At 60.6% G+C, this 19,402-nt stretch carries 20 protein-coding genes; all 20 read right to left on the bottom strand.

Annotated features, from left to right (window positions below; genetic code table 11):
* Positions 1-148: 148 nt before the first annotated feature.
* Entirely contained in the window at positions 149-1,384 is a 1,236-nt protein-coding gene (locus DWV43_RS03060; RefSeq protein WP_117716383.1) for an LCP family protein, read from the bottom strand.
* Between the two features lie 12 nt (positions 1,385-1,396).
* Positions 1,397-2,680, bottom strand: coding sequence for a UDP-N-acetylglucosamine 1-carboxyvinyltransferase (murA, locus tag DWV43_RS03055; RefSeq protein WP_117817046.1), 1,284 nt, complete (start codon positions 2,678-2,680; stop codon positions 1,397-1,399).
* Positions 2,681-2,768: 88 nt separating this feature from the next.
* Entirely contained in the window at positions 2,769-3,161 is a 393-nt protein-coding gene (atpC, locus tag DWV43_RS03050) for an ATP synthase F1 subunit epsilon (RefSeq protein WP_006235718.1), read from the bottom strand.
* A 3-nt stretch (positions 3,162-3,164) separates the two neighbouring features.
* The gene (gene atpD, locus DWV43_RS03045) at positions 3,165-4,619 is read right to left on the bottom strand and encodes a F0F1 ATP synthase subunit beta (RefSeq protein ID WP_006235717.1); all 1,455 of its coding nucleotides are present in this window, start codon (positions 4,617-4,619) and stop codon (positions 3,165-3,167) included.
* A complete protein-coding gene (atpG, locus tag DWV43_RS03040; RefSeq protein WP_006235716.1) occupies positions 4,619-5,527 on the bottom strand; it encodes an ATP synthase F1 subunit gamma in 909 nt (302 codons plus the stop codon). Before atpG ends, atpD begins: the two co-directional genes overlap by 1 nt.
* Positions 5,528-5,532: 5 nt before the next feature.
* Complete coding sequence (gene atpA / locus DWV43_RS03035) at positions 5,533-7,131, bottom strand: F0F1 ATP synthase subunit alpha (RefSeq protein WP_117716381.1); 1,599 nt, start codon at positions 7,129-7,131, stop codon at positions 5,533-5,535.
* Positions 7,131-7,607: a FoF1 ATP synthase subunit delta gene (locus DWV43_RS03030; protein ID WP_006235713.1), complete on the bottom strand. Its 477-nt coding sequence runs from the start codon at positions 7,605-7,607 to the stop codon at positions 7,131-7,133. The genes atpA and DWV43_RS03030 overlap by 1 nt, the downstream gene beginning before the upstream one ends.
* Positions 7,597-8,199 (bottom strand): F0F1 ATP synthase subunit B, encoded by a 603-nt coding sequence (atpF, locus tag DWV43_RS03025; protein WP_117716380.1) that lies wholly within the window; start codon positions 8,197-8,199, stop codon positions 7,597-7,599. Before atpF ends, DWV43_RS03030 begins: the two co-directional genes overlap by 11 nt.
* Before the next feature lie 15 nt (positions 8,200-8,214).
* A complete protein-coding gene (locus DWV43_RS03020; RefSeq protein WP_022094262.1) occupies positions 8,215-8,409 on the bottom strand; it encodes an ATP synthase subunit C in 195 nt (64 codons plus the stop codon).
* A gap of 124 nt (positions 8,410-8,533) precedes the next feature.
* On the bottom strand, positions 8,534-9,337 hold the full coding sequence (atpB, locus tag DWV43_RS03015; RefSeq protein ID WP_022094263.1) for a F0F1 ATP synthase subunit A: 804 nt from the start codon (positions 9,335-9,337) through the stop codon (positions 8,534-8,536).
* A 3-nt stretch (positions 9,338-9,340) separates the two neighbouring features.
* On the bottom strand, positions 9,341-9,652 hold the full coding sequence (locus DWV43_RS03010; protein ID WP_117637669.1) for a hypothetical protein: 312 nt from the start codon (positions 9,650-9,652) through the stop codon (positions 9,341-9,343).
* A 282-nt stretch (positions 9,653-9,934) separates the two neighbouring features.
* A complete protein-coding gene (upp, locus tag DWV43_RS03005; protein WP_117716379.1) occupies positions 9,935-10,582 on the bottom strand; it encodes a uracil phosphoribosyltransferase in 648 nt (215 codons plus the stop codon).
* A gap of 123 nt (positions 10,583-10,705) precedes the next feature.
* Entirely contained in the window at positions 10,706-12,247 is a 1,542-nt protein-coding gene (gene glpK, locus DWV43_RS03000; RefSeq protein ID WP_117817045.1) for a glycerol kinase GlpK, read from the bottom strand.
* 13 nt (positions 12,248-12,260) lie between these two features.
* Positions 12,261-13,004, bottom strand: coding sequence for an L-threonylcarbamoyladenylate synthase (locus DWV43_RS02995; RefSeq protein WP_117817044.1), 744 nt, complete (start codon positions 13,002-13,004; stop codon positions 12,261-12,263).
* Between the two features lie 134 nt (positions 13,005-13,138).
* Positions 13,139-13,630 carry a type II toxin-antitoxin system HicB family antitoxin gene (locus DWV43_RS02990; protein ID WP_128620077.1) on the bottom strand — a complete coding sequence of 164 codons (492 nt, stop codon included), beginning with the start codon at positions 13,628-13,630 and terminating at the stop codon, positions 13,139-13,141.
* Positions 13,597-13,782, bottom strand: a complete 186-nt coding sequence (locus DWV43_RS10540; RefSeq protein WP_089573106.1) for a type II toxin-antitoxin system HicA family toxin — start codon at positions 13,780-13,782, stop codon at positions 13,597-13,599. Before DWV43_RS10540 ends, DWV43_RS02990 begins: the two co-directional genes overlap by 34 nt.
* 68 nt (positions 13,783-13,850) lie before the next feature.
* Positions 13,851-15,101: a HemK/PrmC family methyltransferase gene (locus tag DWV43_RS02980; RefSeq protein WP_117817043.1), complete on the bottom strand. Its 1,251-nt coding sequence runs from the start codon at positions 15,099-15,101 to the stop codon at positions 13,851-13,853.
* 646 nt (positions 15,102-15,747) lie between these two features.
* Positions 15,748-16,815 (bottom strand): peptide chain release factor 1, encoded by a 1,068-nt coding sequence (prfA, locus tag DWV43_RS02975; RefSeq protein WP_055252487.1) that lies wholly within the window; start codon positions 16,813-16,815, stop codon positions 15,748-15,750.
* A 291-nt stretch (positions 16,816-17,106) separates the two neighbouring features.
* Positions 17,107-18,522, bottom strand: coding sequence for a M20/M25/M40 family metallo-hydrolase (locus tag DWV43_RS02970; RefSeq protein ID WP_117817042.1), 1,416 nt, complete (start codon positions 18,520-18,522; stop codon positions 17,107-17,109).
* A gap of 72 nt (positions 18,523-18,594) precedes the next feature.
* The gene (locus tag DWV43_RS02965; protein ID WP_089573110.1) at positions 18,595-19,380 is read right to left on the bottom strand and encodes an amino acid ABC transporter ATP-binding protein; all 786 of its coding nucleotides are present in this window, start codon (positions 19,378-19,380) and stop codon (positions 18,595-18,597) included.
* Positions 19,381-19,402: the final 22 nt, after the last annotated feature.

Genomic DNA, 19,402 nt, shown 5'->3' with positions numbered 1-19,402 from the left:
TGAGCGAAAACCCGCCAGAGCGAGCAAGGTGCCTTGAAACGAGGCGGCATTGATCTTTTGATCATGCCGCCGAAGTTGAAAGGCAGATTGCCGCTCTGGCGGGTTTGCAGCGTCAACTGGTTACGCGGGCTGGTAAGCCCGCGTAACCCTAATAGTTGGCCTCGTAACCGTTGCCGTCGCCGGTGGGCTGTTCGTAGTAGTCCGAATCGCTCGAATCGCTTGAGCCATCGGAATCGTCAGAGCTGACCGATGAGGTTGCGGTGCCGTTTGCGTAGTCGTCAGACGTGTTGTTGCTGAGGTCGCCGATCGTAGAGCTGGAGCCGTCGGAAAGACCCATGGTGTTGGGACCCTTGGGATCCTTGCCGGCATCGACGCGCTCCATCATTTCCTTGAGCTCGTCCTCGTAGACAAAGACGTAGCTCACACCGTCAATCATGGTGCTGTCGTCGGCGTACGAAGGCAGGTTGGCCGAGTAGATACCGTCGACATCCATACCGCGCATGGCGTTGACCGTAGCCACGATATCCTGAACGCTCATATCGGTTACGAGCATATCGGACAGCGAATTAACCAGGCCAAAGATCTTCGTGGCATCGAAGTTATTGAGAATCTGGTTGGCAAGGGCGCCAAGCACCTGACGCTGGTGGCGCATGCGCGTGTAATCGCCGTCGGCATAGGTGTAGCGGCAGCGGGCATAGGTAAGGGCGGTGGCACCGTCCATATGCTGCTGGCCAGCGGTAATCTTAATATCCAGGTGCTCGGGGTCGTCAACATCATCGGTTGCGTTAATGTCGATACCGCCAACCGAATCAATCAGCGCCTGCATACCGTCGAAGCTGACCTCGGCATAGTGGGAAATCTGAACACCGCACAGCTCGTTGACCGCCTCGACCATGGCCTCGGCGCCGCCAACGGTATGGCAGGCGTTGATCTTCATGGTCTCGCCCTTGTACTCGACCTTGGTGTCGCGCGGAACGGAAATGAGCGTCGCCTGCTTTTGCGTGGGGTCGATGCGTGCCAGGATAATCGAGTCGGCACGATACGTATCCTCGCCCGGACGGCCGTCGGTACCAAGAAGCAGCACGTAGAACGGATCCTTTGCCTCATCGGTGTCAACCAGAACCCGACGCAGATTGTCGGTAATGACATTAGAATCGCCGAGCTTGCCCATAATGGTGGCAAACCACAGGCCGGCAGCGGTAGTGGCACTCAACAGCACGCCAAGCACGACAATGAGCGCGACGTGACGAATCGTGTGGCTACGACGACGTTGGCGAGCGCGCTCGGAATAGCGAGCCACGTTATCGCGACTGTAGATCTTGGCCTGCGCACCAGTTGAGGGTCTTCGGGTGGTGGTATCTGCGAGGGGCTTTTTATTAAACATAGGCAACCTGTATTAGTAGATGACGGGATCGGGGACGGTAGCATGCTCGACATGCGCGCCGAGCGCCTGCAGCTTTTCGACAAACTGCTCGTAGCCGCGCTTGATGTGATGGATAGCCGAAACCTCGGTCGTCCCGTCGGCGATCAAGCCCGCTACGACGAGGGCCGCTCCGCCGCGCAGATCGGGCGAGGTAACCTGTGCACCCGAGAAGCCCTTGACGCCATGAATCATGGCATGATGGCTCTCGATACGAATGTCGGCACCCATGCGCACCAGCTCAGAGGCAAACATAAAGCGATTCTCGAAGATGTTCTCGGTAATAACGGAACTGCCGTCGGCAAGGGCGGAGAGCACCATAATCTGCGCCTGCATGTCGGTCGGGAAACCGGGGAACGGAAGCGTCTGGATGTCGACCGGCTTGATACGCTCGGCACGGTTCACATGGACGCCATCCTCGACGCGCTCGCAGTCGATACCCATGAGCTCCATCTTCTTGAGCACCATGCCCAAATGAATGGGGCAAAAGCCCGTGACATCGACACCGCGATCGTCTGCCATCAACGCACCGGCGACGATAAAGGTACCGGCCTCGATGCGGTCGCCCACTACGCGATGGGTAACAGGATGCAGCTCTTCCACGCCCTCGATGGTCACGACAGGCGTACCGGCGCCAACAATCTTGGCACCCATTTCGTTGAGCATGTTGGCGAGATCGACGATCTCGGGCTCGCGGGCGGCATTGTCGATAACCGTGGTGCCCTGCGCGCGCACGGATGCCATAATGAGGTTCTCGGTCGCACCGACACTGGCAAACTCGAGCGTGACGGTGGTACCGCGCAGGCCCTGAGGCGCGCTGGCGTTGATGTAGCCGTGGGCGGTATCAAACTCGACGCCCAGGGCCTCGAGACCCAGAATATGCATGTCGATCTTGCGGGCACCTAGGTTGCAGCCGCCCGGCATGGCGATCTTGGCGCGATGGAAGCGACCCAGCAGGGGCCCCATGACGGCGGTGGAAGCACGCATCTTAGCGACGAGCTCATAGGGAGCCTCCCAGGAATCGACCTGAGAGGTATCGATCTCGAGCGTGTGCTCGTCGAGAACATCGATCGTAGCGCCCATGCCCTTGAGCACCTTGCCCATCACGTGGACATCGGAAATATCGGGCACGTTCTGCAGCGTCGTCTTGCCCGGCGCCAGAAGCGTTGCCGCCATGAGTTTGAGCGCGGAGTTCTTAGCACCCGAGACGGGCACGGAGCCTCCGATGGCGTGGCCACCCTCAACGCGGATAATATCCAAGGTCTACCCTTTCAAAAAGCATGCCCGGGGTGGCCAAGCCATCCCGGGCATGATGTGTTCGCAAATGGTCGAACGCTAAATCGTTTGACTATTGGGCAAGCTTGAGCTTACACCATGCGATTTCATTATAGAGGTAGGCGCGGCGTGCATCATCCTCCGACAAATTACCCAGCTTCTCTTCAAAACCTTGAATATCAGCTTTAAGCTTGTCGGCATCGACGGTCGCCAAATCGCAAGCGCGCTCGGCGAGAACGGTCACGACATCGTCCGCAACCTGGGCATAGCCGCCGGCCACGGCAAACGTGTGGTCGACAGTGCCCATGGCCTTATCGGAAACGCGAACGTAACCGCGGTCGATCGTGCAGATCTCGCTGGAGTGAGCAGGCAGAACGCCAAACTCGCCATCCGTGGACGGAATCGACACAAACGCAGCGTCGCCCTCATAGGCGCAGCTCACGGGGCACACGATGCGGATACGCATAACCTACTTCTCCCCCATCTTGCGGGCGCGCTCGCGCACGTCCTCAATCGTGGAAGCATAGCGGAAAGCCTGCTCGGGCAGGTCATCGGCCTTGCCGTCGACAATCTCGGCGAAAGAGCGAACGGTATCCTCGACGCGGACGTAGACACCGGGGTTACCGGTGAACTTCTCGGCGACGTGGAAGGACTGCGAGAGGAACTGCTGAATCTTACGGGCACGGTTGACCGTAAGGCGCTGTTCCTCGGACAGCTCGTCCATACCCAGAATGGCGATGATGTCCTGAAGGTCGGAGTACTCCTGCAGGAGCTCCTGGACCTTGACGGCGACACGGTAGTGCTCCTCGCCGACGATCGAGGGATCGAGAGCGTCGGAGGAAGACGCGAGCGGGTCGATAGCCGGGAACAGGCCGAGCGACGAAATGCTACGCGAAAGAACCGTGGTAGCGTCGAGGTGCGTAAACGTCGTGGCAGGCGCCGGGTCGGTCAGGTCGTCTGCGGGGACGTAGACAGCCTGGACGGAGGTAATGGATCCCGTCTTGGTCGAGGTAATGCGCTCCTGGAGGTCACCCATCTCGGTTGCCAGTGTGGGCTGGTAACCAACGGCGGACGGCATACGGCCCAGCAATGCGGAAACCTCGGAACCCGCCTGGGAGAAGCGGAAGATGTTGTCGATGAACAGCAGGACGTCCTGGCCGCGATCGCGGAAGTACTCAGCGGTGGTAAGGCCGGCCAGACCGATGCGCAGACGCGCTCCAGGCGGCTCGTTCATCTGACCATAAACCAAGCAGGTCTTGTCGATAACGCCAGACTCGCTCATCTCGAGGAACAGGTCGGTGCCCTCGCGGGTACGCTCGCCGACACCGGTGAACACCGAGGTGCCGCCGTGCTCCTGGGCGAGGTTGTTGATAAGCTCCTGAATCAGAACGGTCTTGCCGACGCCGGCGCCGCCGAACAGGCCGGTCTTGCCGCCACGGATGTAGGGCTCGAGCAGGTCGACGGCCTTGATGCCGGTCTCGAAGATCTCGGTCTTGGTGGTGAGCTCGTCAAAGCGGGGCGCTGCATGGTGGATGGGGTAGAACTCCTCCACCTCGGGCATGGGCTTGCCGTCGACGGGCTTGCCCATGACGTTCCAAATGCGACCGAGCGTCTTGGGACCAACGGGCATCTTCATGGGCTCACCGGTATCGGTGGCGATGAGGCCGCGCTGCAGGCCATCGGTCGAGGACATGGCGACCGTGCGGACGACGCCGCCCGGAAGCTGGCTCTCGACCTCAAGGATCGTGCTCAGATGACCGATCGGGGTCTCGGCCTCGACCGTGAGCGCGTTGTAGATCGGGGGCACCGCGCCGTCAAACTTGACGTCGACGACAGGGCCGATGATTCGCACGATGCGACCATCACCGGCAGTCGTCTTCTTGGTGGCTTCCTCGACCGCAAGCTTTACGGTGTTATTAGCCATTACTGTTCCTCCAATGCTGAGGCTCCGCCGACGATCTCGTTGATCTCGGTCGTGATCGAAGCCTGGCGCACGCGACTATACGTGCGGGTAAGGGTCGAGATGATCGCGGTGGCGTTTTCCGTCGCGGAGTGCATGGCCTTGCGGCGTGCACCCTGCTCGGCAGCCGCCGAATCGATCAGGGCCTGGTAGATGACCGTCAGGATATAAGACGGCACAAGCTTGCCGAGAACATGCTCAGGAGAGGGCACGAACTCGAACGTGGACGAGATGCGCTTAGGGGCGTCGGTCTCGTTCTTACGCGGACCGTGGGCCATAGCGATCATCTCGGGGTCGAGCGGCAACAGATGCTCGACGCGAAGCTCCTGATCCACGCGGTTCTTGGCGTGGTGGTAGACAAGCTCGACACGGTCAAGCTCACCGGCACGATACGCATCGCAGATATGAGAGGAAATCATGCGGGCCTGATTGAAATCGGGCTCAGAGGAGTTGCCCTCAAAGTGCATGACAACGTTTGCGCGGTCACGGAAATACGTGGCCGGCTTACGCCCGCACGCGATGATCTCGCACTCGATGCCGTCGTTCGCCCAAGAAGCGGCGAGCTTTTCGGCCGTGCGCTCCACCGTCGTATTGAAACCGCCGGCAAGGCCGCGGTCCGAGGCAATAACGACAATCAGGCCATGCTTGACGCTCTCATGCTTCTGCAGCATGGGATCGGTGCCCGAACAGGAGGCGTCGCCGGCGACCGTCAACATGACGTCGGTCAGCGCCTCCTTATAGGGCTCGGCCTGCTTGGAGCGATCGAGGGCACGACGGATCTTGGCCGTAGAGACCATCTCCATCGTGCGCGTGATCTGCTTGGTCGTGGTAACCGAGGAGATTCGCTTCTTAATGTCGCGAAGGTTGGCCATGGGGCTTAGTTCTCCTCTGATCCAGAAACATCCGAATGGTGCTTGGCCATGAACTGCTGCTTGAAGTCGCCGATGACGCGCAAGAGCTCAGCCTTGATGTCATCATCGATCTTCTTGGCGCGAACCTTGTCGAGCAGCGAGCCAAAGCCATTGTCCATGTACTCGATGAGCTCGGCACGGAAGGGCAGCACGTCGGCGATCTCCAGGTCATCCAGGAAGCCCTCGTTGCCAGCGAACAGCGTAACGATCTGCTCGCCAACCTCAAACGGCTTGTAACGCGGCTGCTTCAGGAGCTCGGTCATGCGAGCACCATGGGTCAGCTGCTTCTGAGTAGCCTCGTCGAGGTCGGAGCCGAACTGCGTAAAGCCAGCGAGCTCCTGGTACGAAGCGAGGTCCAGACGGAGGTTGCCGGCGACCTGCTTCATGGCCTTGGTCTGCGCATCGCCACCGACGCGGGACACGGAGATGCCCACGTCGACTGCCGGGCGCTGACCCTGGAAGAAGAGCTCGGACTGCAGGTAGATCTGACCATCGGTAATGGAAATGACGTTGGTCGGAATGTAGGCCGAGACGTCGCCGTCCTGGGTCTCGATGATCGGCAGTGCCGTCATGGAGCCGTAACCGTTCTTCTTGGACATCTTGACGGCACGCTCGAGCAGACGAGAGTGCAGGTAGAAGATGTCGCCAGGATAGGCCTCGCGTCCGGGCGGACGATGCAGCGTCAGCGACATCTGACGGTAGGCCACAGCCTGCTTGGACAGGTCGTCGTAGATGACGAGCACGTGGCCGCCGGGGTTGGTCTCGCTGGCGGGCTTGCCGTCCTCGCCGTTGTACATGAAGAACTCGCCGATAGCGGCACCGGCCATAGGCGCGATGTACTGCATAGGGGCGGAATCGGCAGCGGTGGCCGAAACGATGATGGTGTAGTCGAGCGCACCGTGCTGAGCGAGGGTCTCGCGGATGTTGGCAACCGTGGAGGCCTTCTGGCCGATGGCGACATAGATGCAGACCATGCCCTTGCCGCGCTGGTTGAGAATAGCGTCGATGGCGATGGCGGTCTTACCGGTCTTACGGTCGCCGATGATGAGCTCACGCTGACCGCGGCCAATAGGCACCATGGAGTCGATAGCGAGCAGACCGGTCTGAACCGGCTCGCACACCGGGGTACGGTCGATGACGCCGGGGGCCTTGAACTCGATGGGGCGACGGTGCGTAGCGACGATGTCGCCTAGGCCGTCGATGGGCTGGCCGAGCGGATTGACGACGCGGCCGAGCATGGCGCGGCTCACGGGGATATCCATAATGCGGCCAGTGGTGCGGCACTCGTCGCCTTCCTTGATGGAGTCGACGGCACCGAACAGAACGGCGCCGACCTCGTCACGGTCAAGGTTCTGGGCAAGGCCGAAGACGGTCTCACCGGTATCGGAGCTCTTGAACTCCAGAAGCTCGCCTGCCATGGCGCTCTTGAGGCCGGAGACGCGCGCGATGCCGTCGCCTACCTCGTCGACCGTTGAAACCTCATGCGTATCGACCGTCGCGGAGAGGCTCGTGAGCTGCTCCTGCAGTTTCTTGGCGATATCCTGGGCATTGAGGGTTTCGGACATTAGGCTTCACCTCCGTACGAATTAGCAGAGTTTGCGAGGGTCTCCTGCGCGATGCGCAGCTGCGTCTTGACGGAAATATCACGACGCTCGCCGCGGGCCTCGAGCACCAGGCCGCCCACGATAGACGGGTCGACCTGCTCGATAAGGAATACCTTGCGGCCGAAGTCCTGCTCGCATTTCTTAGTGATGGTTTGACGCAGCTCGTCGTCGAGCGGGATCGCCGTGGTGACGGTCACGCCCACTACATCCTCGTCTTCCTCGGCAACATACTTAAAGGCAGCTGCCACCTTGGGAAGAAGGTCGAGCTGGTCGCGCTTGGACATGGTGTCGAGCACGGCGATGATCTCGGGGCTGGCAGAAGCCAAGCGCTCGATCATCTCGAGGTCCTCGAACACATGGTTCTCGGCCTTAGCGGCTTCCAGAAGGGAGCGCGCGTAGGTCTCGAGCACCTTGTCCTGATAGCGGCTAGTCGGCATTCAGGCTACCTGCTTCCTGGATGTAGCGCTCGATGAGCTTCTTCTGCTCGGTCTCGTCCTCGAGTGCCTCGCCCACGATCTTGGTGGCGACGGCAACGGACAGGTCGGCGATGGAGCTCGCGGCACCGGCGTAAATGGACTTGCGCTCGTCCTCGACGGTCGTATGGGCCTTGGCGATGATCTCCTCGGCCTCCTTGTGAGCAGCCTCGATGATACGGGCGCGCTCGGACTCGGCGTCCTTACGGGCCTCGAGAACGATGTCGGCAGCCTGACGACGGGCGTCGGTGACGATCGAGTCGGACTCAGCGCGCTTGGCGATAGCCTCCTGCTTGGTCTTCTCGGCCTCGTCGAGGCTCTCCTCGATCTTCTTGCCGCGCTCCTCCATGGTTTTCATGATGCCCGGCAGGGCGACCTTGGCCAGCACGATCCAGATAATCAGGAAGGCGATAAGCGCCGGGATGAACTCCGCCATCTTAGGGATGAGGATGTCCGCACCGGCAGCGCCGTCCTCGGCGAACGCGGAAACCGGCATGAGCAGCGCGGCCGCGGACGCGGAGAGTGCGATCGCGCTCTTCTGGGATGAAAGATTCATACTTGACGCTCCGTGCTATTTAACGATCAGCGCGACAACGAAGCCGATCAGAGCCAGAGCCTCGCCGAAGGCGGAGCCCATGATGAAGACGGTGAACACGCGGCCCTGGACCTCAGGCTGACGGGCCATAGCACCCGTAGCACCCAGAGCAGACAGGCCGATAGCAAGACCAGCGCCGATAACACCGAGACCGTAACCGATAACTCCCACGATTCCTCCTTTGTCGTGCGTGTCTTATTTCACGCAGGATAACCTTTTTATAACTGCCGGGCTCCATGGGTACGGGCACCGGCGGTTTAACGAATTGCCTTACCTTGAAGACGCGAACGGAAGCCTACTCCTCCTCCGCAACCTCCTCTGCCTCGGAGACATACACGGCGGTAAGGACCGTGAAGACGTAAGCCTGGATGGCGCCGACCACAAGCTCGATCGCATAGATCAGGATGAGGATGGCAAGCCAGGCCAGCGAAGGCAGGGCGCCGACGGCGTGCGCCGCGGAAACCTGCTGAAGCAGCGGCTGCATGAACATGCTCGCCATGATGGCGAACGAACCCATGACCACGTGTCCTGCGAACATGTTGCAGAACAGACGGACGGCGAGCGTGATGAGGCGCAGGAAGGTCGAAAAGAGCTCGACGACCCACACGAGCACGTTCATCGGGAAGCTCACGCCCTGCGGGGCGAGGCTCTTGATGTAGCCGATCACGCCGTGAGCCTTGCATCCGTAGTAGATGAAGTACACGAAGGCGAAGATGGCGAGCGCGGCGGTGGAGCCGATTGCGCCGGTGCCGGGCTTCATTCCCGGGATCAGGCCGATCATGTTATTGATCAGGATGAACAGGAAAAGCGAGCACAGGAACGGGAAGTGCTTCTTCCAGTTCTCACCCACGACGCCCTTGCCGATATCGTTCTCGACGTACTCGATGATGTACTCGAAACCGTTGACGAAGAAGCCCTTGGGAACCAGGGTCTGCTTCTTCTTGAACACGGCCAGGACGATCAGGAGCACGATCGTGGAGACGATCAGCCAAAACGAGTACTGCGTGATGCCGCAGCTCAGATCGCCCACGACAGGGGTGGAGCTGAACTCGCTGACCAGATGATTAATCTCATCAGGCAGCTTTTCAAAAATTTCCACGACTTACCTTTCGACCTCATGAGGATCTCGCAGCGCCTTGGCGACGCGAACCGTGCAGGCGGCCATAAAGGCCACGAAGCCGATCGCCTCGCCCAGGAGGAACATGCGAAATGCCTCTCCGAACAACACAAACACAACCAAGGTAAAGACGAGCAGGGCGATTGCCGAGACCGCCAGACTCACCATACCCTTGAGCATGTCCGCATTCTGTCTATCGTCAAGAACCGGCTTGAGCGTAAAGACAAAGGGAAGGAAGGCGATCGCGCCCGCGATGGCACCTGCAACGATAGCGAGCAAATCGGCTATCTGAAACACTGGCGTCCTCACTTTCCCTTTTTAACGCTTCACAGAACAGTTCCCGCCAAACATTGGTGACTATTGTACGAGCCAATCGCTAAAGTACAACCGAAAAAGCATCGGTTAATACGCACCTGTTCGTTTTCTTAAGACCTTCTTTATGCCGCAGGTACGGTAATACGTTTTTCTCGAACCCTGCAGGGCAAAACGTCCGTTAACAGGAGTGCGCGCGGTCGCCTTCTGTTCGTCCGCGCGCACCGTTTCTTCGTATTTGCAGCCGCGGTCGTCTTAGTCCAGCGACTAGAGCGTGCCGTAGATACGGTCGCCGGCGTCGCCCAGGCCGGGAACGATGTAGGCAGCCTCGTTGAGATGGTCGTCGATGGCGCAGGTATAGATATGCACATCAGAATCCTTCTCAGTCAGCGACTTGAGGCCCTCGGGGGCCGCGACGATGCACAGCATGCGGATGTCCTTGACACCGCGCTCGCGCAGGTAGCTGATGGCCATCTCGGCCGAACCGCCCGTGGCGAGCATGGGGTCGACAACCAGGCAGATGCGCTGGTCGATATCCTTGGGCATCTTGCAGTAATACTCGTGCGGCTCGTGGGTGACCTCGTCGCGCTCCATGCCGATGTGGCCCACGCGAGCGGAGGGCACCAAGTCGAGAATGCCGTCGACCATTCCAAGGCCCGCACGCAGGATGGGCACGATGGCGAGTTTCTTGCCGGCGAGCTGTTTGAACGTGGCGGTAGTGATGGGGGTCTCGACCTCGACGTCTTCCATAGGCAGGTCGCGCATGGCCTCGTAGCCGTCAAAAAGCGCGAGTTCGCGCACGAGCTGGCGGAACTGGTTGGTGCCGGTGTTTTTGTCGCGCAGGATCGACAGCTTGTGCTGGACGAGCGGGTGATCGACAAGCGTCACACGGGACGTATCGTAGGTGACGGTCATGGGTTGATTGCCCCTTTCGTTGCGGCCGCAATACGGCCTTGCTGACAAGGCGCGCAGCAATGTTGCCGCCGCACGCCATGCATTAGTTTAGCGGTTTGTTGTATCGAGCAGCCCATCGCAGCCCTACTGTGCGGTACTGAGCGAGCGCCTGACTGCATCACGCCAGCCCGCAAGGTTTTGTTCGCGGCGCTCGGCGGACATGTGGGGAAGGAAGGTCCTAACGATCTGGGCATTTTGCTCCAGCTCTTCTAGGTCTTCCCAATAGCCGACGGCAAGACCCGCCAAGTACGCGGCACCGATTGCCGTGGTCTCCACCGTCTCGCATTGCAGCACGGGGATATCCAGCAGGTCGGCCTGGAATTGCATGATGAACTCGTTGCGCGAGGCACCGCCATCGACAGACAGGCGCTCAATCGAAAGCCCCACGTCCTGCTCCATGGCGCGCAACACGTCGTAGCTCTGATATGCCATGGATTCGCAGGCGGCACGTACGATGGTCGCACGGCTCGAGGCGCCGGTCAGACCGCACACGATACCGCGGGCATGCGGGTCCCACCAGGGAGCACCCAAACCCGCAAAGGCGGGAACGAAGTAGCAGCCCTCGTTGTCGCTAATCGAAGCGGCGAGTTGTGCCGACTCGCTCACGCTCGAGATGATGCCCATGTTGTTGCGAAGCCAGTTCATCGTTGAGCCGGCGGCAAAAATAGAGCCCTCGAGCGCATAGCTGACTTTGCCGTCCGCAGCGATACCGATGGTGGAGACCAGGCCATTCTTGGATTCGACGATCTCGTCGCCGGTGTTCATGAGCATAAAGCAGCCCGTGCCATAGGTGTTTTTGGTCTGACCGGGACGGAAACAGCAGTGGCCGAACAGCGATGCCTGCTGGTCGCCCGCCACACCCATGATGGGCGGCATGTTGGTCATGATGTCGCTCGCGACGCGGCCGTAGTCGCCCGAGCTCCAGCGAACCTCGGGCATCATGGAACGTGGAACGTCAAAGAGTGCCAGCAGGTCGTCGTCCCAATCGAGCGTATGGATATTAAAGAGTGCCGTGCGGCTGGCATTGGTGTAGTCGGTGGCAAAGACCTGGCCGCCGGTGAGGTTGTAGATGAGCCAGGTGTCGATGGTGCCAAACATGAGGTCGCCCGCCGCCGCGCTCTCGCGTGCGCCGTCGACGTTGTCGAGAATCCACTGCACCTTGGAGGCCGAGAAATACGGGTCGAGCGTGAGTCCCGTGCGGGAGCGCACCAGCTCCTCGCAACCCTGTTCAACCAACGCGTCGATTGCCGGCGCGGTACGGCGGCACTGCCATACGATGGCGTTATAGATCGGCTGACCGCTCACGCGGTCCCAGACCACCGTGGTCTCGCGCTGGTTGGAGATGCCGATGGCGGCAATGCGGTCGGAGTGGATACCGCTCTTAAACTGGACTTCCATCATGACGGCGATCTGGCTAGCAAGGACCGCCATGGGGTCTTGCTCCACCCAGCCGGGACGCGGGAAGCTGGTTTTGACGCTGCGACGTGCCTGCGCGACGATGCATCCGTACTCGTCGACGATGGTCGCAAGTACCGAGGTGGTGCCGCAGTCGAGCGCCATGATGTAGGAACCGCCAAAGTCAAACGAGGCATCTTCCATGCCCAGGCTGCCCAGATTCAACGACATCGCTTATACCTTTCTATTGCATCGGGTCGGACAGGACCCGTTCGATCTCTGATGCGGGAAGTGCGCCTTGGCGCAGGATCTGGAGCCCGCCGTGCTGAAACGACACGATGGTCGAGGCGTCGCGACACGGGGTCTCACCGGCGTCGACGGCAACATCGACCCCCTCCAGGATGCGACCCTCCACCGTGATAAAACTTGCCGGCGCGGGCGCGCCATGCGTGTTGGCGCTGGTGCAGGCAAGGGGGCTGCCACAGGCGCGAATGAGCGCCTGCACCACGGGCGAGGCCGAAGCGCGAAGTGCCACCGTGTCGTCGGCAGCGCGCATAAAGGTCGGCACGCAGGGGGCTGCCTTGACCACGATAGTCAGGGCTCCCGGCCAGCATCGTCGCGCGAGTATGCGGGCATCTTCCGGGATATCCACGCCATAGCGGTCGAGTGCTTCGACGCCATCGACCAGCCAAGCGACGGTTTGCGTGAGTTCACGTTGCTTGAGAGTGAAGATACGGCGATAGCCGGTGCCGAGCGCAGGAACTGCGGCGCCATTGACGGCAGCCTGCGGATCGCGCGGCCACGATGGGAATTCGCTTGTATCTTGGGGCACGGCGTCCGAGAAGGCGTTGACTGCCACGGCGACACCGTAGACGGTCTCGGTCGGGATCAAAGCCAGGCCGCCGCGGCCGAGCACCTCGGCCGTGCGCTCGACGGCAAGCCGATGCGGCTCGCGCGTTCCCTCGTATACCCGATAGACCGTCTGCATGTGTATGCCAGCCCCTTACGTTCTGGTGCAAGTTTGTTTACTGTGGGGCATTCTCGCACGAAACGTTCAACCTATTTGCCCAGAGCGCATGTTGGTTTGGTGAGCGGCTCTAGTAGTCGGTGAAAGTGAGGGGGTTATTGGACTGCGACGAACTTCTTTGGCCTGCCGGCGTGACGTTCTTGGGCGGCGTAACGCTCGATACTGTCTATCGTTATCATCCGACGGCCGTCGACGAGTTCAACATCGAGCTTTCCGGCTTTGACCAGCGCGGTAATCCGCGGAGCGGAGACTTTGAGGTCCAGCGCTGCGTCTTTAAATGTTCGGCACGCCGCTTCCCGAGCGTCCTCGTGGTCGATTTCGACTGAAAGGGCCACGACCTCGGCCGAGCGTTCGTACCCTGCCGGAGTCAAACCGTTGTTGAGGTCGTCGGCCAAAAACGCCATCAGTGCCTCGGTGGCATGGGCAATCGCTTCTTCGCGCGTATCGCCATCGGCAAAGGCGCCGGGAATCTGCGGGAAGCTAGCGCAGTAACCATCGTCTTCTTTTATGAGAACGCAGTCATAGGTAAATCGCTGCCTCATTTTGCCTCCAACTACCATCCAGCTTGGCGACGAATACTTGCCCACGTGCCCTTCTTTGGTCGATCACCACCAGAGCCGTTCACGGTGACAACGCGGTCACCAGAAACATACTTAGCATGACTACCGACTTGCGCGACCTTCACGAATCCATCGTGCTTGAGTAGGGCAATGATTTCCCGAAAGGTAGGAGGTTGCATGGGCCGACCTCTTTCAGCCGTCCTAATTATAAACTACTTTATAATTTTTGCTAACCAGTTAATAAATATTACTGGCGTTGCTTGGGCTCGGTGACGACGGCTCGAACGATGCGGGGGCGATCGGTGAGGTCGCGGACGATGCGCACATCCGATAGACCCGCCTGGCGGCAGAGCTCGGCGGCAGCGTCGAGGGCACCCTCGTAGAGCTCGCAGGCAAACAGGCCGCCGGCGCGCAGCATATAGGGCGCCGCATTGAGCAGGCGGCGGAAGATATCCAGGCCATCGGCACCGCCCTCGAGCGCCAAATCGGGCTCGAAGTCCTTGACCTCGTGCGGCAGCGAGCGCATAACGTCGGTCGGGATGTAAGGCGGGTTGGAGACGAGCACGTCGAAGGTGCCCCACTCGTCGTGGGGAATGGAGCTCACCAGGTTGGTGAGGCTGAAGGCAACCTCATCTGCCGTGAGGCCGAGCGCGTCGCGGTTTTTGGTGGCCAGATCGATAGCACGCGGCTCAATATCGGTAGCGGTGCAGGTAACGTGGCCGCGGCGCTCCCAAGCAAGAGAGAGCGAGATGCAGCCCGTGCCGCAGCCGACCTCGAGAACGCGAGCAGTGCGGGGCTCGGCTGGGGCAGGCGCAGCGGCATCCTGAGCTGAAACCGTCTCCTGGTCGGCACCCTCAATGGCGATGCCGTATTCGTCGAGCTCGGGCTCGGGGGTTTCCATGGCCTCTGCTTCTGCCGCCTGCGCGGCGGCTTCCTCGGCCTCGCGATCGGCCAGTTCCTCGGCATAAGCGCGACTGCCCAGCACATCGCCGCCTAGCGCCGCCTCGTCGGCAGCTGTGAGGTTGGCGGCACGGCGCTCGGCCGTCGCTCGCTCGTCGGCCAATGCGGCCTCGGCCTTGCGTGCCTCCTCGACCTCATCGTTCCAAGGCAGCTCAACACGCTGACGGGCAGCGGCCTCGGGGCTCAGTACCTCGGCATCCAGATAATTGAGGACTTCCTCGACGAGCATCTCGGTCTCGGGGCGCGGAATGAGCACACCGGGGGCGCACGCGACGTCGATCATGCGAAACTGCGTGCTGCCCGTGATGTATTGCAGCGGCTCGCCCTTAGCGCGGCGGACAACGGCCGCATGCATGGTCTCGAGCTGGGCCGCGTTAAGCGTCTCGTCCATACGCATATATAGGTCAATGCGCGCCAGGCCCGTGGCGGCGCACAGCAGCCACTCGGCAGAAAGACGGGGGTGCTCCTCGCCGCGCTCGGCCAGGTACTCCTTGGTCCACTCGAGACAACGCTTGATGGTCCAGATCTCGTTTGCCATGGGGCCCTCCCCTCTTAAGCGCCGGACGGCGCGCGAATGTCGGAGCAGATTGTAAGCGAGGCCAGCGCTTGGCAAGGGGCGATTGAAGGCGATTATCGAGAATCAGCCCAGAATTTTGCTTGGAGCCTGCCTAGAGTGTTCATTCGTCGACGTCTAAATCTGCATCCGTCAAGCTTTTGGCAAGGTTGCCCCAAAACTGACCAATATCTAACCAAGAACTTGCCACATCGCTTGACGCGCGACGCATCAAAAATCGCCCCGCGACTTCTTGAACGATATTTTGAGCAATATTTTCGATAGCGGACTTATGCCGTCAATTACCTTAAGCAGGTAAATAGCTTAATTTCCAACAAAGCAGATTAAATAAATTCAATTAGTAATTTACCCAACCTAGTCATTGGGGACGTTCTTATTCGACTAGTCGTTTAAGAACGTCCCCAACGACTACTCATTTAAGTCTGTCCCCAATGAGTGCCCCGCCACAGGTTGAGCATACGTCAGCGAAAACGCCCCTAAGCGAGCAAGGTGACGTGAAAGAGGAGGGAAGCGTACTTTTGTACGCGACCGACGATTGAACGTCAGATTGCCGCTTAGGGGCGTTTGCAGCGTCGAGCTGTTACGGCGTTTGGTAAAACGCCGTAACCCACTAGACAGCCTGAGCCAGCTTCTCGGCTCGCTCGGCGGCGGCGAGCGCCTCGATGACGGTGCCGAGCTGGTCGCCCAGGAGGACGCCGTTGTAGGTGGAGTTGAAGCCGATGCGGTGATCGGTCACGCGGTCCTGGGGCTGGTTGTAGGTACGGATCTTCTCGGAACGGTTGCCGTGGCCGATCTGGCTCTGGCGCTCGGCACCGAGCTCCGCCTGCTGCTTCTCGAGCTCCATCTCGTACAGGCGGGCGCGCAGCATCTGCATGCAGACCTCGCGGTTCTGGATCTGGGAGCGCTGTTCCTGCGACTGCACCACGGTGTTGGTGGGAAGGTGGGTGATGCGCACGGCGGAATAAGTGGTGTTAACGCACTGACCGCCAGGGCCGGAGGCGCAGTAGGTGTCGATGCGCAGGTCGGACTGGTTGATCTGGACGTCGATCTCCTCGGCCTCGGGAAGCACGGCGACAGTTGCCGTGGAGGTCTGGATACGGCCCTGGGACTCGGTCTTGGGAACGCGCTGGACGCGGTGCACGCCGGACTCGAACTTCATGACGGAGTAGACGCGGTCGCCCTCGACCTTGAACTCAATGGACTTAAAGCCGCCGGCCTCGCTGGGGCTGGAGTCGAGCACGGTGGTCTTCCAGCCGCGCGACTCGCAGAAGCGCTGATACATCTTGTACAGGTCGCCGGCGAAGATGGCCGCCTCGTCGCCACCGGCGGCGGAGCGAATCTCGACGATGGTGTTCTTGTCGTCGTTGGGGTCGCTCGGGATGAGCATGTACTTAATGTCTTCCTCGAGCTGGGGAAGCTTGGCCTCGTTTTCGGAGATGTCCATCTGGAGCATCTCCTTCTCATCGGCATCGGTAGTATCGTGGAGCATTTCCTTGGCAGCCTCGATGTCATCGAGCGCGCCGATGTACTCGCGCGAGGCGGCGATGAGGTCGGACTGGTGCGCGTACTCCTTGTTGAGACGCGTGAACTCCTTGATATCGGAGGCGACGGCCGGGTCGGAAAGCTTCTTCTCGAGCTCCTCGTAGGCCTTGATAATCTTTTCGAGCTTGTCGCGCATGGCGGGACTCCTTTATATGCGTGAAGGTGAAAATCGGCAGAGCTGATGGGGCGCACGGCGCCACTGCGGGGGTAAGCCCGGCTAGAACATGTCGATCTTCAGATACATGCGCATCCCTTCGCGTATGGGGTACATAGTTGCGGTCTAACCCATACATGATAGCGTGCGCAGGCAAACCTGCATATAACCCGCACGGAATGAGTGGACGTAGCCGTTGGGGACGTTCCTTAACGGCTAGTCGTTTAAGAGCGTCCCCAACGGCTAACAAAGAGACTGTCGCTTTGTCACATTCTAGAGCGTTTGAAGCAGGGCGATGAGGAAGCGAACACCCTGGAGGTAGGCGCGGCGGGTGATGCGCTCGTTGGTGCCGTGGACGCCGCGGTCGCACTCGTCATCGTCGACCACAAACGCCGAAAAACGAATGCATTCGGAGCAAATGTGCTGGTAGTTGGCAGCGTCGGTCGCGCCGATCACGGTCGAGGGGACAATCGCCAACGGCTCGGATGATCCGTTTTCCTCCGTCCCCTTTGGATCGCGGAAATAGCGGGCGGCGATGGAGCGAACCGCCTCGAGGCCGGGACCACCGATGCGCGGGGACGGCGAGGGCTCGGAGCTGCCGGGGCCCAGCTCCACTTCGACACGACCGGCAAGGTCCGCCCCGGCAACCGCCTCACGGCAGCGCGCCACAACGTCGGCCACGCTCGTGCCCTCGAGCATGCGAAAGTTAATGTTGGCCCACATATCCTGTGGCATCACGTTAGCGCCAGCGCTGCCGCCCTCGATCTGCGTGGGCGCGCAGGTAGTGGTCACGAGCGGGTAGAGTTTTTTGCTGGCGAGGCACTCGCACACGATGGTGTCCTTGTTGGAGGCAATCTCGTCGGCCGAGTAGAGCCCCAGCTCGACAAGCTGTGCGGCAAGCAGATCGGCCATGCGCGTCGGCCACTCGATATCGCAGATTGCGGCGATAGCGCGGCTCAGTACCTCGAGCGATGTGCCGCCGTAGGGGTTGGACGAATGCCCGCCCTCGCTCTTCGTCTTGAGCACAATATCGGCGTAGCCCTTCTCGGCAAGGTCGGCATGCATAAGCCAGCCCTCGCCCGCGCCGTACTCGGCAGCCGAAACGATACGGTAGTCACCCTCGTCGATCAGGTATTCAAGTTCAATACCGCGCTCCTCGAGCACGCGACCGATCGCCCCCGCGCCGTACTGCGTGGTTTCCTCGTCCTGGCCAAAAGCCAGCAGCAGCGAACGCTTGTGCTCCCAACCGTGCGCCAACGCATACTCAACCGCCTCGAGAATGCCCGCGACCTGGTCTTTCATGTCGATGGCGCCGCGACCCCAAATGTAGGTGTCGTCCACATGTCCGCTAAAGGGAGCGTGCGTCCAGTCAGCCTCGGTGCCGGGCACCACGGGGACCACGTCCATGTGACCCATGAGCATAACGGGCTTGAGAGCCGGATCGCTGCCGGCAAGCGTCACCAATAGCGAATGATCGATAAGCTCGACCTCGCCCGCCGCAAACACGCGCGGCCAGGCCTGCTGCATATAGGCGCGCAGGTCATCGAAGGGCTGCCAATCCACCGCCTCGGCATCCATGCTCGAAATGGTCGGAAACGACAGCACGCGGCCCAAGCGCTCGCACGCGCCGGCCTCGTCTATATCGGCAAAATCGTCCTCATGCGCAAAGAAGCGCCAAACCTCGGCCATGACATCCTTTCGATTGTGACGACAAAGGCCGCCCCACGGGAGCGGCCCTGCAACGTAAGCGTTTGCGGTCGGTTATTTGTCCTCGAGATAGCGAGAGAGGAACTCACGAGTGCGCTGGTGTTTGGGGTTGCCGAAGAGCTCGGCCGGCGCGGCATCCTCGAGCACCACGCCCTTGTCCATAAAGACCACGCGGTCGGACACCGTGCGGGCAAAGGCCATCTCGTGCGTGACGACGACCATGGTCATGCCGTCGGCGGCGAGCTTGCGCATGACCTCGAGCACCTCGCCCACGATCTCGGGGTCGAGCGCGGAGGTCGGCTCGTCGAACAGCATGATCTGCGGATTCATACATAGGGCACGAGCGATGGCCACGCGCTGTTTTTGACCACCGGACAGGCGACCAACGGCGGCGTGCGCGAACTTTTCGAGTCCCACGCTCGTCAGATGCTCCATCGCGACCTTCTCGGCCTCGGCCTTGCTCATCTTTTTGAGCGTGACGGGCGCGAGCGTGCAGTTGTCGAGCACGTCCATGTTGTTGAACAGGTTGAAGCCCTGGAACACCATGCCGATGTCCTCGCGCAGTTTATTGATATTGCAGCGCTCGGCCGTGAGGTCCTGGCCGTGGAACCAGATGTGGCCCGCGTCCGGGGTCTCGAGCAGGTTGAGGCAGCGCAGGAAGGTCGATTTGCCCGAGCCCGAGGCGCCGATGATGGTGACAACCTCACCGGAATTGACGGACAGGTCGATGCCCTTGAGTACCTCGAGTGAGCCAAAGCTCTTGCGCAGGCCCTCGACGCGGATAAGCGGCTCTTGGTTTTGCACGGCTGCCGCAGTGCCGGTAGTGGCGGTATCTGCCATGATGATTCTCCTCGTCTTGCGC

It is taken from the genome of Collinsella sp. AF05-9, from assembly GCF_003465595.1.
Taxonomy (GTDB): domain Bacteria; phylum Actinomycetota; class Coriobacteriia; order Coriobacteriales; family Coriobacteriaceae; genus Collinsella.
The sequence above is the reverse complement of the archived record's forward strand: the minus strand, read 5'-3'. Positions and strand labels throughout refer to the sequence as shown.

Bases quoted from the DNA above. Each gene is read 5' to 3' on its own strand.
- DWV43_RS03060 (WP_117716383.1), bottom strand. From the start codon at position 1,384: ATGTTTAATAAAAAGCCCCTCGCAGATACCACCACCCGAAGACCCTCA.
- atpC (WP_006235718.1), bottom strand. From the start codon at position 3,161: ATGCGTATCCGCATCGTGTGCCCCGTGAGCTGCGCCTATGAGGGCGAC.
- atpD (WP_006235717.1), bottom strand. From the start codon at position 4,619: ATGGCTAATAACACCGTAAAGCTTGCGGTCGAGGAAGCCACCAAGAAG.
- atpG (WP_006235716.1), bottom strand. From the start codon at position 5,527: ATGGCCAACCTTCGCGACATTAAGAAGCGAATCTCCTCGGTTACCACG.
- atpA (WP_117716381.1), bottom strand. From the start codon at position 7,131: ATGTCCGAAACCCTCAATGCCCAGGATATCGCCAAGAAACTGCAGGAG.
- DWV43_RS03030 (WP_006235713.1), bottom strand. From the start codon at position 7,607: ATGCCGACTAGCCGCTATCAGGACAAGGTGCTCGAGACCTACGCGCGC.
- atpF (WP_117716380.1), bottom strand. From the start codon at position 8,199: ATGAATCTTTCATCCCAGAAGAGCGCGATCGCACTCTCCGCGTCCGCG.
- upp (WP_117716379.1), bottom strand. From the start codon at position 10,582: ATGACCGTCACCTACGATACGTCCCGTGTGACGCTTGTCGATCACCCG.
- glpK (WP_117817045.1), bottom strand. From the start codon at position 12,247: ATGTCGTTGAATCTGGGCAGCCTGGGCATGGAAGATGCCTCGTTTGAC.
- DWV43_RS02995 (WP_117817044.1), bottom strand. From the start codon at position 13,004: ATGCAGACGGTCTATCGGGTATACGAGGGAACGCGCGAGCCGCATCGG.
- DWV43_RS10540 (WP_089573106.1), bottom strand. From the start codon at position 13,782: ATGCAACCTCCTACCTTTCGGGAAATCATTGCCCTACTCAAGCACGAT.
- DWV43_RS02980 (WP_117817043.1), bottom strand. From the start codon at position 15,101: ATGGCAAACGAGATCTGGACCATCAAGCGTTGTCTCGAGTGGACCAAG.
- prfA (WP_055252487.1), bottom strand. From the start codon at position 16,815: ATGCGCGACAAGCTCGAAAAGATTATCAAGGCCTACGAGGAGCTCGAG.
- DWV43_RS02970 (WP_117817042.1), bottom strand. From the start codon at position 18,522: ATGGCCGAGGTTTGGCGCTTCTTTGCGCATGAGGACGATTTTGCCGAT.
- DWV43_RS02965 (WP_089573110.1), bottom strand. From the start codon at position 19,380: ATGGCAGATACCGCCACTACCGGCACTGCGGCAGCCGTGCAAAACCAA.